The sequence below is a fragment of the Shinella sumterensis genome (assembly GCF_004514425.2).
In the GTDB taxonomy this organism is placed as follows: Bacteria; Pseudomonadota; Alphaproteobacteria; order Rhizobiales; family Rhizobiaceae; genus Shinella; species Shinella sumterensis.
Genome location: NZ_MYFN02000018.1, coordinates 1 through 13,964, shown reverse-complemented (window position 1 = coordinate 13,964; position 13,964 = coordinate 1). Strand labels below are relative to the sequence as shown.

The 13,964-nt window shown below is 65.0% G+C and carries 12 protein-coding genes; 9 read left to right on the top strand and 3 right to left on the bottom strand.

Annotated features, from left to right (window positions below; all coding sequences use genetic code 11):
* Positions 1-272: 272 nt before the first annotated feature.
* Positions 273-4,151 carry a peptidoglycan-binding protein gene (locus B5M41_RS23535; RefSeq protein WP_134650831.1) on the bottom strand — a complete coding sequence of 1,293 codons (3,879 nt, stop codon included), beginning with the start codon at positions 4,149-4,151 and terminating at the stop codon, positions 273-275.
* 468 nt (positions 4,152-4,619) lie between these two features.
* Between B5M41_RS23535 and B5M41_RS23530 the strand changes: the two genes are divergently transcribed.
* The 9 genes from B5M41_RS23530 (at position 4,620) to B5M41_RS23490 (ending at position 12,244) form a co-directional block, all read left to right on the top strand.
* Positions 4,620-6,416, top strand: a complete 1,797-nt coding sequence (locus tag B5M41_RS23530; protein ID WP_134650830.1) for an acyl-CoA dehydrogenase C-terminal domain-containing protein — start codon at positions 4,620-4,622, stop codon at positions 6,414-6,416.
* Between the two features lie 59 nt (positions 6,417-6,475).
* A complete protein-coding gene (locus B5M41_RS23525; protein WP_134650829.1) occupies positions 6,476-6,733 on the top strand; it encodes an AbrB/MazE/SpoVT family DNA-binding domain-containing protein in 258 nt (85 codons plus the stop codon).
* Positions 6,733-7,062 carry a type II toxin-antitoxin system PemK/MazF family toxin gene (locus tag B5M41_RS23520; RefSeq protein ID WP_134650828.1) on the top strand — a complete coding sequence of 110 codons (330 nt, stop codon included), beginning with the start codon at positions 6,733-6,735 and terminating at the stop codon, positions 7,060-7,062. The genes B5M41_RS23525 and B5M41_RS23520 overlap by 1 nt, the downstream gene beginning before the upstream one ends.
* A gap of 33 nt (positions 7,063-7,095) precedes the next feature.
* Entirely contained in the window at positions 7,096-8,304 is a 1,209-nt protein-coding gene (locus B5M41_RS23515; RefSeq protein ID WP_134650827.1) for an acetyl-CoA C-acetyltransferase, read from the top strand.
* A 151-nt stretch (positions 8,305-8,455) separates the two neighbouring features.
* Positions 8,456-10,666: an FAD-dependent oxidoreductase gene (locus B5M41_RS23510; protein WP_134650826.1), complete on the top strand. Its 2,211-nt coding sequence runs from the start codon at positions 8,456-8,458 to the stop codon at positions 10,664-10,666.
* Positions 10,667-11,001: 335 nt separating this feature from the next.
* Positions 11,002-11,211, top strand: a complete 210-nt coding sequence (locus B5M41_RS23505; RefSeq protein ID WP_134650825.1) for a cold-shock protein — start codon at positions 11,002-11,004, stop codon at positions 11,209-11,211.
* Positions 11,212-11,340: 129 nt separating this feature from the next.
* A complete protein-coding gene (locus B5M41_RS23500; RefSeq protein ID WP_134650824.1) occupies positions 11,341-11,631 on the top strand; it encodes a cold-shock protein in 291 nt (96 codons plus the stop codon).
* A 64-nt stretch (positions 11,632-11,695) separates the two neighbouring features.
* The gene (rpsU, locus tag B5M41_RS23495) at positions 11,696-11,935 is read left to right on the top strand and encodes a 30S ribosomal protein S21 (RefSeq protein WP_134650823.1); all 240 of its coding nucleotides are present in this window, start codon (positions 11,696-11,698) and stop codon (positions 11,933-11,935) included.
* An 84-nt stretch (positions 11,936-12,019) separates the two neighbouring features.
* Positions 12,020-12,244: a hypothetical protein gene (locus tag B5M41_RS23490; protein WP_167719318.1), complete on the top strand. Its 225-nt coding sequence runs from the start codon at positions 12,020-12,022 to the stop codon at positions 12,242-12,244.
* 9 nt (positions 12,245-12,253) lie between these two features.
* Here B5M41_RS23490 and B5M41_RS23485 read toward each other — a convergent pair whose 3' ends face one another.
* Positions 12,254-12,679, bottom strand: coding sequence for a sulfocyanin-like copper-binding protein (locus B5M41_RS23485; protein ID WP_230640315.1), 426 nt, complete (start codon positions 12,677-12,679; stop codon positions 12,254-12,256).
* A gap of 70 nt (positions 12,680-12,749) precedes the next feature.
* On the bottom strand, positions 12,750-13,178 hold the full coding sequence (locus B5M41_RS23480) for a VOC family protein (RefSeq protein WP_134650822.1): 429 nt from the start codon (positions 13,176-13,178) through the stop codon (positions 12,750-12,752).
* Positions 13,179-13,964: the final 786 nt, after the last annotated feature.

Below are 13,964 nucleotides of genomic sequence, written 5' to 3'. Positions count from 1 at the left end.
CTGCCTTTCGGCCCACCATGGCCGCCGTCACGATGATAACGTTTGAGGAACGGATATCATCCTGAAGCGGCTTCAGATTTGCACCGCATAATTCCGTAAATCAGGGCCGATTTATGGATGGAATCATGCCGTGCATTCAAAATGCCACAGCCTTCTTTACATGGCGTGAACGACACGCTGCTGGCTTTTGTCATGACTGCGGGTTGGGCCTGCGGGCCGGGAAAGTGTCAACCGAAGAGGGCCCCTCTTCGGGGCCCTCGGTCGAAAGCCGGTCAGCCCGGCTGTTTGTTGCGCTTCAGAAGCTCGGTGACGAGCGCATCGTCGATCTCGCCCGTCTGTTTCTGGCCGACGGATTTCTGGAATGCCTTGATGGCCGCCACCGTCTTGTTGCCCATCTCTCCATCCGGCGTGCCGGCATTGAAGCCGTTGTTGTTGAGGATGGCCTGGATGTTGCGGATGGCCTTCTTCATGTCGACGCTGGCGGTCTTGACCGCCGCACCGGCCCATTCGTCCGGCAGTTCGGCGGAGTTGGCCTTTTCATCGAGCGGCTGCGGCTTCCACAGCTCGACCTTCGCCTTGGCGCTGGTCAGCTGCTCGGGGCGCATGGCGTTGGCCACCTCGTCGCGCTTGCCGGCGGCGTCGCGGTCGCCGTCACGGGCGGCGATGGCGAACCACTTGTAGGATTCTTCCAGGTCCTGCTTCACGCCGTTGCCGCGTGCATAGAGGATGGCGAGGTTGAACTGGCTGTCGCGCACACCGAGTTCGGAGGCCTTCTGGAACCACTTCGCCGCGCCGTCGAAATCGGGCGCCGCATTGCCGATGCCGGTGGCGAGCAGGACGGCGAGATTATGCATGGCGCTCGCATTGCCCTTGTTGGCCGCGACCTCGTAGAGCTTGCGGGCATGCTCCAGGTCGCGTTCGACGCCCTGGCCCTTCTCGTAGAGATTGGCGAGCCGGTATTCGGCCGGCGCGAAACCGCGTGCGGCGGCAAGCTCGTACCAGCGGGCGGCTTCCTTGAGATCGACGGCAACGCCGCGACCGTCCGTATAGCGCGCACCGATCTCGAACAAAGCGAGCGGATCGCCGCCCTTGGCCGCCGTGGCGAGCGATGCGGGCGTGATCGCCTCGGGAACGACGATCGCCGCCGTCTGCGTCTGATCGACCGGCGCGGTCTCCTGCGTTGCGTTCACATTGTCCTGGCCGGCCAGCGGCGCCGCTTCCGGCGTCGTCACCGGTTCGAAGCCGGCCGTGTCGGCGTCTTCGGTCACCGAGGGCGTGGTCAGCATGTCCGCACCCCGCGTGGCGGCGGACATTGGTGTCGTGCCGTCGGCGGTGCCCGTGCCGGCAATATTGCGCTCTGCCGGGCCCGGATCGGTCACGGCCTTTTCGCCGGCCACCGGCGCGGTGCCGGCATTCGCCGTTGCCGCTTCGCCCGTTTCGGTGGCGGCGGGCGTGGTGTTCTCACCGCTCACCGCCGTCTGCTCGATGACGACGGGCGCGCTGTCGCCGCGCACCAGCGTGTTGACGAGCGGATAGGACATGATGGCAAGCAGTGCCGCGCCGACGGCCAGAAGGATCGGCCGGCGGTGACGGGCAAAGGCCGATCCCGATGCCGGCTGCGCGTCCTTGGCGGGCTTTTCGCCCTTCTTCGCCGGAGCGACGCGCGACATCGCATCGCTTTCCTCGGCGGCAAGGCGGGCGGCGCGGCGGGCGGCGGCGATGTAATCGGCCTTGTCCGTCTCGGTTGCGGCGCTCGAACGGCCACCGGAAGCCTGGCCGGCGCGCACGCGCTCGAGGATACGGCGGACGTCGGGCGTGCCCGAGCCGGGCTCGAGAAGTTCGTTGGCCACTTCCGGCGCCAGTTCGTCGGCCGCGTCGAGCGACGGCGTCGGCTCGATGTGCTGCCGCTCGACCGGCCGTACGGCCGGCTCCTTGCGGCCGGGCGACAGCCGCCGCTTCAGGCCGGCCAGCAGGCCCTTGGGCTGCTCGTCCCTGGGCTGCTCGTCCCTGGGCTGCTCGTCCTTGGCGCCGTCTTCGGAGAGATCGGCTTCTGCGGCAGAGGCCAGCGCGTCATGCTGCGCCTCGCGTTCCGGGGCGGGGATGTGCTCGACCGCGATCTCCGGGAAGCGGCTTTCCTCATGGTCGTCGACAGGGGCGTTGCGGCGCTGCTGCGTGCCGAAACCGTCGTCGTCGAACGGATAGTCGTGAACGCCGAGGCTGTCGGCGTGGGCGGTCTCCATGGCCGGCATTTCGGCGCGCGGCATGGCGGCGGGCTCACGTCGGCCGAAGCTTTCGCGCGGCGCGTCGAAATCCTCAAGCCGGCCGGCGATCTGCACCAGCGTCTCGTGAAGCGCGTCGAAGGTGCGCGCCGTGCGGTCCTCGCTCGACCGCGTCAGTTCCTCGAGCGCACGCAGGTCGGAAGCAAGGCCGGCGATCGCGTCCATGTCGGTGTTGCCGGCGACGGCCGGGCCGGCGTGGCGATAGGCCTCCATGACGGCCTCGGCGGCCTGGCGGGCCGCTTCGACGATATATTCGTCATTGGTCGCCATGTAATCTTCGATGGTGGCGAGACGGCTTTCGACATCCGACGGCACGCCGCCGAAGGCCGCCGGTGCGGAGGGCGTGCCGATCAGCGTGGAAAGGTGGGCGATCTGCGCTTCCAGCCCGCGCAGCGCTTCATGGTCGCCCGCGGGCGCCGTACGGGTCGCGTCCAGCCGGTCGGCGATGGCGGTAAGGCGTCCCTCGATCTCGGAGAAACGATCCTCCTGGAACGGGCTGCCGACAGGCGTATCGAGCCGGTCGATGCGGCGGGCGAGCGTATCGAGACGCTCGGCCAGCTCGCCGTTGACGCTGCCCTGGTCGAGCGCGTCGATCTTGCGGGAAATGTCGGAGAGGTAATAGGCAAGCTCGTCGCCGCCGACGAGCGGCGTGACCTGCTGGCTCTGCTCCATCATGCGCGACAGCTCTTCGATGCGCTCTTCGAGGCGCAGCGCCGTGCGCTCGTTCGACAATTCCTCGATCCGGCTGGCCAGCGCCTCCAGACGCAGGCCCAGCCCCTGTTCCTGCGCGGGCGCCGGGCGGCGGGCGATCATGTCGAGCTGCCCGGCAAGGTCGGCGATCCGGCCTTCGAGGCGCTGCATCATGCCGGTGTCGGCGGACGCGCCCTGCTGCATGCGCCCGGCCGCCGCAATGGCGCGGGTGATCTCGTCGAGGCGTGCGTCGAGCCCCTCGAACTGCGAGGAGACGGCCGTGACGAAGCGGCCGCCATCCGGCTCGACGCGACGGCCGAGGCCGTCGATCGCGTCGGCGATCATCTCGATCTTGTCTTCCAGCGCGCGGATGGCGGGTGTGGCGCTCATCGCGCTGATCTGGTTCTTCAGCTCGTCGAGGCGATAGGCCAGCGCCACGAGCTCGTCGTCGCGCGCCTGGTCGAAGACCGACAGCTTCTGCTCGACGCCGTTCCAGCGGTCTTCCATGCGGCGCACGGAATCTTCGCGCGCCAGCCCGTCGAGCACGGAGCGCAGCTCGTCGAACTCGACGCGCAGGCCATCCGTGTGGCCGGACTGGCGGCCGAGCTGGTTGATGCCGGTGGCGAGGCGCTGCAGTTCGGCGCGCAGGTCGTCCGTGTTGCCGCGGCCTTCGGCCATCTGGCGGATGCCGCGGATTTCGGAGCGCAGCGTGTGCATCTCGCGTTCCAGCCCGTCGGCGATATCCTTCTTGAGGTCCTGACGCAACGAAACGAGCGCCTTGGCGATATCCTCGACGGAATTGTCGCCGCGCGCCGGCGCGGCGACCGAATGGCTGCCATAGGCGGCCTGCGCCTGCTGGGCGGCGGCATGGTGATCGTTCGAGAGCGGGCGGCGCTCGACACGCTGGACGGCACGCTCGCGCGTGTCGTCGATGGCGCGCTGGCGCTGCAGGATTTCCGAAACCGGATCGTCGCGCAACGGAAGGTTGCGCTGCGGCTCGTAGCGGGACTGTTCGGCGCGCGGCGTATAGCGCTCGGGGGCATAGCGCTCTTCGGCACGCCCGCGCGGATCGCGGCCGCCCATCAGCCCCTCGATGCGGGCTTCCAGCCCCTCGATGGTGCGATTGAGCGCGTCGAGCGAAGACCGTTCGCCATGACGTTGCGGGTTTCGCGATCCGTTCATCTTGCCTCGCTTTGGCGGCCACCGGCCTGCCGGGAGATACCCTTGACGGCGCGGCCCGCCCGGCTGCGCCCTTCCTGCGTTTTGCGGGAAACCGTACCGTCCCTGCCTCACCCGGATCTCCGATCCAGGCACCGCAGAGGAAAGCCGAAATGATTCCCGATCCCACGCCCTCAGGCGCCACAATTCATGAAACGTGGTAAACAAGGGGTTAACCCGCGCGGAATTTTTTTAACGATTTGCTCATAGACTGGCTTTCGCAAGGCGGTGCGCCCCGTTGTGGCACCGCAACCTGCACCGCGCAGCTTCGCCGCGGCTGGACACGACAGCGATCGTTACCCTCCCCGTCCCTGCCCGGAATGATAATTTCGTCGCACCGTGCGTTTTGACGTTTACGCAAACGTCAAAATTTCATACTATCCTTCCCAAGGAGCGGACCGAGGTCCGCGGGATAGGTGAGGAACGCAGACGATGCCGATCTACAAGGCCCCCGTGAATGACACGCTTTTCATCCTGAACGACGTCCTGTCGCTGGAGCGCTACAACAACCTGCCCGGTTTCGCCGACGCGACGGGCGACATGGTGGAGGCCATTGCCGGCGAGGCCGCAAAGCTTGCCGAGGAAGTGCTGTTTCCCGTCAACCTTTCCGGGGATCAGGAAGGCTGCAAGCGCGCGGACGACGCCACGGTGACGACGCCGAAGGGCTTCAGGCAAGCCTACGATCTCTATCGCCAGGGCGGCTGGATCGGCCTCGCCGTGCCGGAGGAATTCGGCGGCCAGGGCCTGCCCTACGTGCTGCATACCGCCGTCGGCGAATATATGTCGTCCGCCAATATGGCGCTCACCATGTATCCTGGTCTCACGCAGGGCGCGATCGCCGCGATCCTCGTGCACGGTTCCGATGAGCAGAAGGCCGCCTACCTGCCGAAGATGGTGGAGGGCACCTGGACCGGCACCATGAACCTGACGGAGCCCCATTGCGGCACCGATCTGGGCCTGCTGCGCACCAAGGCCGTGCCACAGCCCGACGGCTCCTACAGGATCTCAGGCCAGAAGATCTTCATCTCCGCCGGCGAGCACGACATGTCGGAGAATATCGTGCATCTCGTCCTCGCCCGCATCGAGGGCGCGCCGGAGGGCACCAAGGGCATCTCGCTCTTCATCGTGCCGAAATTCATCCTCAAGGACGATGGCACGCCGGGTGAGCGCAACGGCGTCACCTGCGGTGCGATCGAACACAAGATGGGCATCCACGGCAACGCCACCTGCGTCATGAATTACGACGAGGCGACCGGTTTCCTCATCGGCACGGAGAACAAGGGCCTCAACGCCATGTTCGTCATGATGAACGAGGCCCGGCTCGGCGTCGGCCTTCAGGGCCTGTCGATCGCCGAAATCGCCTACCAGAACGCCGCCCAGTATGCCCGCGAACGTCTCCAGGGCCGTTCGCTCTCCGGCGCCAAGAACCCGGACGGCAAGGCCGATCCGCTGATCGTGCATCCCGATATCCGCCGCACCCTGATGACCATCAAGGCCTGGACGGAGGGCGGCCGCGCCTTCACGCTGTGGACGGCCCTGAAATCGGATATCGCCCATCGTTCCGCCGATGAGGCCGAGCGCCAGGCGGCCGACGACATTCTCGGCCTGATGACGCCCATCCTCAAGGGCGTGCTCACCGACAAGGGCTTCGACCACGCCGTCATGGCCCAGCAGGTCTTCGGCGGCCACGGCTATATCGAAGAGCACGGCATGAGCCAGTATGTGCGCGATGCGCGCATCGCCATGATCTACGAGGGCGCCAACGGCATCCAGGCGCTCGACCTCGTCGGCCGCAAGCTCGGCATGAACGGCGGCCGCGCCGTCATGGCGCTGTTCAAGGAAATCGGCGATTTCTGCGAGGAGAACCGCAGCGACGAGAAGCTTGCGCCTTTCACGAAGGGCCTCAAGAAGGGCTTGAACGACCTTCAGGCCTCCACCATGTGGTTCATGCAGAACGCCATGGCCAAGCCCGACAATGCCGGCGCCGGCTCGACCGATTACATGCACCTCTTCGGTCTCGTCGTCATCGGCTACATGTGGGCGAAGATCGCCAAGGCCGCGGAAGCGGGCCTCGCCGGCGGTGCCGGAGAGCGGGAGGATTTCCTGAAGAACAAGCTCGTCACGGCAAAGTTCTTCATGGAGCGCCTGATGCCGGAAACCGCCCTGCGCAAGACCCGCATCGAGGCCGGCGCGGACACGGTGATGGAGCTGGCGGCGGAGGCTTTCTGAGCGGATTGTGAGCGGAGGAGGAAAGTTATATATTCGTATAACTTTCCATGGAGGTGACGATGGCAACGTCTACACTGCGCAATGTCGGCGGATCGGTGATGATGACCGTGCCCAAGCCGGTGCTTGAGGAACTTGGCCTTCAGGCCAATACCAAAGTCGAGATCACCGTTGAAAACGGTCGCTTGATCGCTGTGGCTCGTTCCCGCCCCAAATACACACTCGAGGAACTGGTCGCCCAGTGTGACCTTGATGCGCCGCTTTCAGATGAGGACCGTGAATGGCTGAATGATCCACCGGTCGGCCGGGAAGTCATCTGATGAACCGGGGCGAGGTCTGGCACGTCGATCTTGAGCCGACGCAGGGCCGCGAGCAGGCCGGCGCCCGCTATGTCCTCGTGGTGACGGATGCCCTCTTCAACAAGGTCGGCATCCCGATCGTGGCCCCGATCACGTCAGGCGGAGAGTTTGCCCGGTTCCGTGGGTTTGCCATTTCCCTTTCCGGCGCCGGGACGAGAAGCAACGGCGTCGTCTTGTGCAACCAACTGCGCGCCGTCGACCTGAAAGCCCGTGGAGGCAAGTTCATCGAACGGGTTCCTGATTTCATCATGGATGAGGTCCTGGCGCGCGTGACGACATTTTTCGAATGATGGTTTCGGCTGAAAGGCCATAGGGAGAAGAGAATGACCGACGTCTTCATCTATGATCATGTGCGCACCCCGCGCGGGCGCGGCAAGAAGGACGGATCGCTGCACGAAGTGCCGTCCGTGCGGCTTGCCGCGAAGGTTCTGGAAGCGGTGCGCGACCGCAACGGGCTCGACACGGAAAAGGTCGACGACATCATCATGGGCTGCGTCGATCCCGTCATGGACGCCGGCGCCGTCATCCCGAAGGCCGCAGCCTTCGAGGCCGGCTACTCCACGAAGGCGCCGGGCATGCAGATCTCGCGCTTCTGCGCCTCAGGCCTCGATGCCGTGAATTTCGGCGCGGCGAAAATCGCGCAGGGTGCCGACGACCTCGTCGTAGCCGGCGGCGTGGAATCCATGTCGCGCGTCGGGCTCGGCATGTCTGGCGGCGCCTGGTTCATGGACCCCTCGGTCAATTTCCCGGCCTATTTCATGCCGCAGGGCGTCTCCGCCGACCTGATCGCCACCAAATACGGCTTCTCCCGCGACGATGTCGATGCCTATGCCGTCGAGAGCCAGAAGCGCGCCGCCCATGCCTGGCAGAACGGCTACTTCAACAATTCCGTCGTGCCGGTGAAGGACATCAACGGTCTCGTCATCCTCGACCGTGACGAGCACATGCGCCCCGGCACCGACATGCAGGCGCTCGCACAGTTGCAGCCGTCCTTCCAGATGCCCGGCGAGATGGGCGGCTTCGAGGCCGTCGCCATCCAGGCGCATCCGGAAATCGAAGGCATCAACTATGTGCACCATGCCGGCAATTCCTCCGGCATCGTCGACGGCGCCGCCGCCGTGCTGCTCGGCTCGAAGGAAGGCGGCGCGATCCTCGGCAGGAAGGCGCGCGGCCGCATCAAGGCCTTCGCCAATATCGGCTCCGATCCGGCGCTGATGCTGACCGGCCCGGTCGACGTCACGGAAAAGCTGCTCGCCCGCACCGGCATGCAGCTGTCCGACATCGACCTTTTCGAACTCAACGAGGCCTTCGCCGCCGTCGTCCTGCGCTATATGCAAGCCTTCGACATCCCGCACGACAGGATCAACGTCAATGGCGGCGCCATCGCCATGGGCCACCCGCTCGGCGCGACCGGCGCGATGATCCTCGGCACCGTGCTCGACGAACTGGAACGCCGCGACCTCAACACCGCCCTCGTGACACTGTGCATCGGCGCCGGCATGGGCACGGCGACGATCATCGAACGGGTCTGAGAGAGGTAAGCCACGCTCTCTCCGGTCGTCATCCTCGGGCTTGGCCCGAGAATCCACAGCCCGGAGCTGGATGGTCGGGTCAAGCCCGACCATGACGGAGGAGAGGACAGCGTGTGAAGCCAGATAGATTTCAAGGGAGAGGAATCCCATCATGAGCGCATACAAGAACTTCACCATCGAGACCGACGCCGACGGCATTGCGCTGGTCACCTGGGACATGCCCGACAAGTCGATGAACGTCTTCACCGTCGAGGTGATGGACGAGCTGGACAAGATCATCGACCAGGTCGTGGCCGACGGCGCCATCAAGGGTGCGGTCATCACGTCGGGCAAGTCCTCCTTCTCCGGCGGCGCGGATCTCTCGATGATCAAGGCGAGCTTCGACCTCCTGAAGGACGCGCAGGCTGCCGATCCCGCGACCGCCGTGCAGAAACTGTTCGAAACCACGGGCCGCATGACCTGGCTGTTCCGCAAGCTGGAGACCTCCGGCAAGCCCTGGGTCTCCGCCATCAACGGCACCTGCATGGGCGGCGCCTTCGAAATGTCGCTTGCCTGCCACGGCCGCGTCGCCTCGAATGCCAAGTCGGTCAAGATCGCGCTGCCCGAGGTCAAGGTCGGCATCTTCCCCGGCGCCGGCGGCACCCAGCGCGTGCCGCGCCTTGCCAATGCGCAGGACGCGCTGCAGATGATGACGACCGGCTCGTCGCTGACCGGCGCGCGCGCCAAGGCGATGAACCTCGTGCACCAGGTCGTCGAGCCCGACCAGCTCATCCCCGCCGCCAAGCAGATGATCAAGGACGGCCTCAAGCCCGTCCAGCCCTGGGACGAGAAGGGCTTCAAGGCGCCCGGCGGCGGCATCTGGACGCCGGCCTCCGCCCAGCTCTGGCCGGCCGCCCCCGCCATCCTGCGCCGCGAGACCGCCGGCAATTATCCGGGCGCGCTCGCCATCCTGAAATGCGTCTATGAAGGCCTTCAGGTGCCGTTCGAGACGGGCCTGAGGATCGAGCAGCGCTACTTCACCCACATCCTGCAGACGACCGAAGCCTTCTCGATGATCCGGTCGCTGTTCATCTCCATGCAGGAGCTCGGCAAGGGCGCGCGCCGGCCGGCCGGCATTCCCAAGGCGGAGTTCAGGAAGGTCGCCGTCGTCGGCGCCGGCTTCATGGGCGCCTCCATCGCCTATGTGACGGCCGCCGCCGGCATTCCGGTGGTCCTCATCGACCGCGACCAGGAGGCCGCCGACAAGGGCAAGACCCATTCCGAAGGCCTCGTCACCGGTGCCATCGGCAAGGGCCGCATGTCCAGGGAGGACGGCGAAAGGCTGCTGTCCCTCATCACCCCGACCCCCGATTATGCCGCGCTCGCCGATGCCGACCTCGTCATCGAAGCCGTCTTCGAGGACCGCACGGTCAAGAAGGAGGTGACCGAGAAGATCGAGGCCGTGCTGCGCGAGGACGCCATCTTCGCCTCCAACACCTCGACGCTGCCGATCACGGGCCTCGCCAGGAATTCGAAGCGGCCGGACCAGTTCATCGGCATCCACTTCTTCTCGCCGGTCGAGAAGATGATGCTGGTGGAGGTCATCCTGGGCAAGGAAACGGGCGACAAGGCGCTCGCCACCGCTCTGGATTATGTCGCCGCCATCAAGAAGACGCCGATCGTCGTGAACGATACACGCGGCTTCTACGTCAACCGCTGCGTCTTCCGCTACATGGCCGAAGCCTATGACATGCTGATCGAAGGCGTGCCGGCGGCGATGATCGAGAATGCCGCCAAGATGGCCGGCATGCCGGTCGGCCCGCTGTCGCTCAACGACGAGGTGGCCGTCGACCTCTCCTACAAGGTCTTCAAGGCGGCCATCGCCGATCTCGGCGAAAAGGCCGTCGATCCGCGCCACATGGAACTGGTGACCACGCTGGTGGACGGCGAAGGCCGCCTCGGCCGCAAGGCCGGCAAGGGCTTCTACGACTACCCGCCGAAGCCGGCGAAAAAGAAGCTGTGGCCCGGCCTGAAGGACCTCTACCCGCAGCAGAAGCCCGAGGATGTCGATATCCAGGTGCTGAAGCAGCGCCTGCTCGTCACCATCGCGCTGGAAGCCGCCCGCACCATGGAGGAAGGCATCGTCACCGATCCGCGCGAGGCCGATGTCGGCTCCATTCTCGGTTTCGGCTTCGCCCCCTATACCGGCGGCACGCTGTCCTACATCGACGGCATGGGCGCAAAGGCCTTCGTGGCACTCTGCGAGAAACTGGCCGCCCGATACGGCAGCCACTTCCAGCCGACGCCGCTCTTGAAGGACATGGCCGCCAAGGGCGAAACCTTCTACGGCCGCTTCGCGCCGGAGGCGAAGAAGGCCGCCTGAGCGCCCTGCCCGACACGCCATGCAGGGGCGGCCGTCTGGCCGCCCTTTTCTTTTGCGCACCGCGATTTCCGGCCAAAAATAAAAACGCGATTCCGATAAATTGAATTTCCAAAAGAGGCGATCGATCACCGTATTTTCCGGCGGTCCGCGCGAATCCCTCCAGAAAAATTTTGCAAAACCATTGCATTATCGGGAATAAACTTTATATAGATGCCATCGATAACTGCTTGCGACCTTTGCCACCGAGCCCTGCTCTTCGTCAGATTTCCTTTCAAGATCGATCAATAACGGGAAAAACATCTCCCGATTACACTAGCGATGAAAAGGATATCGTTATGAATTCAGGTACCGTAAAGTGGTTCAACAGCACCAAAGGCTTCGGCTTCATTCAGCCTGACGATGGCTCGACCGACGTGTTCGTGCACATCTCGGCTGTCGAACGTGCGGGCATGGGCTCGCTGAACGAAGGCCAGAAGATCACGTACGACATCGTCCGTGACCGCAAGTCCGGCAAGAACTCTGCCGACGGCCTCCGCGCCGCATAAGAATTGTCGTTCCTCCTCGCTGACCACGGATGTACTGGCAGTGAAGAGTTCGAATGACGGGAAGAGGTCGGGGTAACGCCCGGCCTTTTTGTTTCGACAACCTTGCGGGCACCCGCAAAGGAGATTTTCATGAGCCGTAAAACCTACGCCATCGGAGACCACGTCCTGCTCAGGGCCGGCCTTTCCCGCGCGACCACGGGTGAACGGACCTGCCGCATCGTCGGCGTCCTGCCGGCCGATCACGGCGAGGTTCAGTATCGCGTGCGCCTGGAAGGCGAAAACTTCGAACGCCGCATCGTGCAGAGCGATATCGAGGCGGACGACACGATCGCCGGCGCGCCGCGCACGAACGGAAAGCGCGAAGCGCCCCGCGCGGGCAGCCCGTGGCTTAAACCACTCACCATCCGCACCGCACGGTAATCCGGACCGGATTGCCGGCGCGAAATCCCACCGAATGCGGCTATGCCGCGAGAAAGGACATACCTTGCAGGTTCTCGTCAGGGACAACAATGTCGACCAGGCACTGCGTGTGCTGAAGAAGAAGATGCAGCGCGAAGGCCTCTTCCGCGAAATGAAGGCGCGCAGCGCCTTTGAAAAGCCGTCGGAAAAGCGCGTCCGTGAAAAGGCCGAAGCGATCCGCCGCCAGCGCAAGCTCGCGCGCAAGAAGATGCAGCGCGAAGGCCTGCTGCCTGCGCCCAAGAAGGCCGTGCGTCCGGGACGCTGAGACATGCCGACCGGGTGACGACCGCGTCACCCGGCAAACCCGCCCAGAACGATTCAGACCAGAACGGTTCAGAAAGGGGATATCATGGACATGACCAAGGATACGCTTTCCACCCCGGTCAAACCGTCCTCGCAGGCCAAGGCGGCCGCGACGGACAGCGCCGCGCGTACCATCATCGCCAGCGAAGTGACCGCGCGCGAAAAGAAGACCGCACGCCTGCGCGCCCTGCGCATGGAGCAGGAGGCCATCCAGGAGAAGGCCGAGCCGGCGGCCAAGACCAAAAAGGCTCCGGCCGCCAGGAAGCGCTGATCGCGCCGCCTATTTCGTCACGACGAGCCTGGCATGCATGCCGGCCTCGTAGTGGCCCTTGATGTTGCAGAGCAGAAGATAGGTGCCGGGTTGCAGCTTTGCCCTCAGCACCCCATCGGCACCCGGCTTGAGGTCGGCGACCTCGCCCAGGCTCTTCAGCTTCGTCTCGTCCACGCGATGCTTTGCCGCGACGACGGGAATTTTCTGGTCCGGCGATTTCAACTTCACCAGCACCATTTCATGCGCCTCGCCCACCGCCTCGTTGTGGACCTGGAACACGACGTCGCCGGCCTTGATCGTCGGCTGGTCGATCGACAGCGTCATCGGCCCGCCGCCTTCCCCGCCCTCGACGACCTTCACGGTCGTTGCGGCGAAGGCGGGTGCCGCGAGGCAGAGCGTGGCGAGAACGGCAAGCGTGGTCATGCGGTGGGTCATGGCGTCAACCTTTCCTGAAAGCCCGACGCCCTGCTAGGCCGGTTTGCTGACGGGCAACTGAACGGTGCCGTCAGAAGGTGATCGTCACGGATGGAGCGCTCCGCTTATGCGGGCCGTGGAAGACCGCCTCGATATTGTTGCCGTCAGGGTCGAGCAGGAAGGCGGCGAAATAGCCGGGGTGATAGGCGCGCTTTCCCGGCGCGCCATTGTCCGTGCCGCCGGCGGCGAGGCCCGCTTTGTAGAAGGCCTCCACCATCGCCTCGTCCGCAGCCTGGAACGCCAGGTGATGCCGCCCGGTCAGGGCTCCTGTCGCGGCCGCGCTGTCGCTGCCGGAGACGAACAGCTCGTCGAACCAGAAATACTTTTCCTCCGCGCCGCCGAGCGGAATGTTCAGCGCGCCGAGCACCGCCTCGTAGAACCTCCGGCTGGCCTCGAGGTCGCGCACGACGAGCTGGATATGGTCGATCAGCCGGCCGCGATGCAGTTCATTGGTTTCCATCTGCTGTCCTCCTTTTCTCCAACGTCATACTAGGCCGGCAGGCCGCCTCGGCAATATCTGTTTGCGTTTTCCTTCGTCCTGCCCCCATGCAATCCGCCGCAAACCGTGGCGCTGCTTTTTTCCCACACTTCTCTTCTGGCGTCATCCTCGGGCTTGACCCGAGGACCCACAGCCGCATGCGCCGCCGTCCTCGCCGCCCCCCATCCGGGGACGTAAACGCATCGCATCCCCTGATTTTCCAACAAAATCCCGCGCCGATTTCCCCGCCTTCCCCAACCATGCCTACAATCCTCCCATCCCGCCCTCGGATACACCGCAAGGCGTTGCGGCGAGGCGGGGTCGGCGCGGGGCGTGAGGGGATGACGCGAAACCTCATGCACCGGGCCTGCGGAAAATGGTCTCCCTCCGGCGACACGGGGGAAATGGCGGGATGTCGGACCGATCCTGTCGTTTCACGCCCCGAACGGCGCGCCGGGCGTGCCTGTGCGGCACACAAGGGGATCGGCATTGGCGGATGCGTCGGCATCGTCCGCCGGGATGGAGAAAGGCCGGGAGGTGGAGACACCTTCCACGGAGCGCCAAGGCGTGCGCGACGGTTGTCAAACGGCACTGGCCATTCCGGAAACCGGCGAAGGACACCGCCTTTTCGATCCTTGCAGAGAGACCGGAGTCGCGGGCAAAAACCGCCGAACGGGGCGCCGGAAGGTGTCACCTATTCATTCTCAGTCGAGGCAGCTTCCGGCGCCCCGTCCGAATGCTCTTTGAAACCACGGGCGAAACCGCCGC

Bases quoted from the DNA above. Each gene is read 5' to 3' on its own strand.
- B5M41_RS23525 (WP_134650829.1), top strand. From the start codon at position 6,476: ATGGCAACGTCTACACTGCGCAATGTCGGCGGATCGGTGATGATGACC.
- B5M41_RS23535 (WP_134650831.1), bottom strand. From the start codon at position 4,151: ATGAACGGATCGCGAAACCCGCAACGTCATGGCGAACGGTCTTCGCTC.
- B5M41_RS23515 (WP_134650827.1), top strand. From the start codon at position 7,096: ATGACCGACGTCTTCATCTATGATCATGTGCGCACCCCGCGCGGGCGC.
- B5M41_RS23510 (WP_134650826.1), top strand. From the start codon at position 8,456: ATGAGCGCATACAAGAACTTCACCATCGAGACCGACGCCGACGGCATT.
- B5M41_RS23480 (WP_134650822.1), bottom strand. From the start codon at position 13,178: ATGGAAACCAATGAACTGCATCGCGGCCGGCTGATCGACCATATCCAG.
- B5M41_RS23520 (WP_134650828.1), top strand. From the start codon at position 6,733: ATGAACCGGGGCGAGGTCTGGCACGTCGATCTTGAGCCGACGCAGGGC.
- B5M41_RS23490 (WP_167719318.1), top strand. From the start codon at position 12,020: ATGGACATGACCAAGGATACGCTTTCCACCCCGGTCAAACCGTCCTCG.
- B5M41_RS23500 (WP_134650824.1), top strand. From the start codon at position 11,341: ATGAGCCGTAAAACCTACGCCATCGGAGACCACGTCCTGCTCAGGGCC.
- B5M41_RS23485 (WP_230640315.1), bottom strand. From the start codon at position 12,679: ATGACCCACCGCATGACCACGCTTGCCGTTCTCGCCACGCTCTGCCTC.
- B5M41_RS23505 (WP_134650825.1), top strand. From the start codon at position 11,002: ATGAATTCAGGTACCGTAAAGTGGTTCAACAGCACCAAAGGCTTCGGC.
- B5M41_RS23530 (WP_134650830.1), top strand. From the start codon at position 4,620: ATGCCGATCTACAAGGCCCCCGTGAATGACACGCTTTTCATCCTGAAC.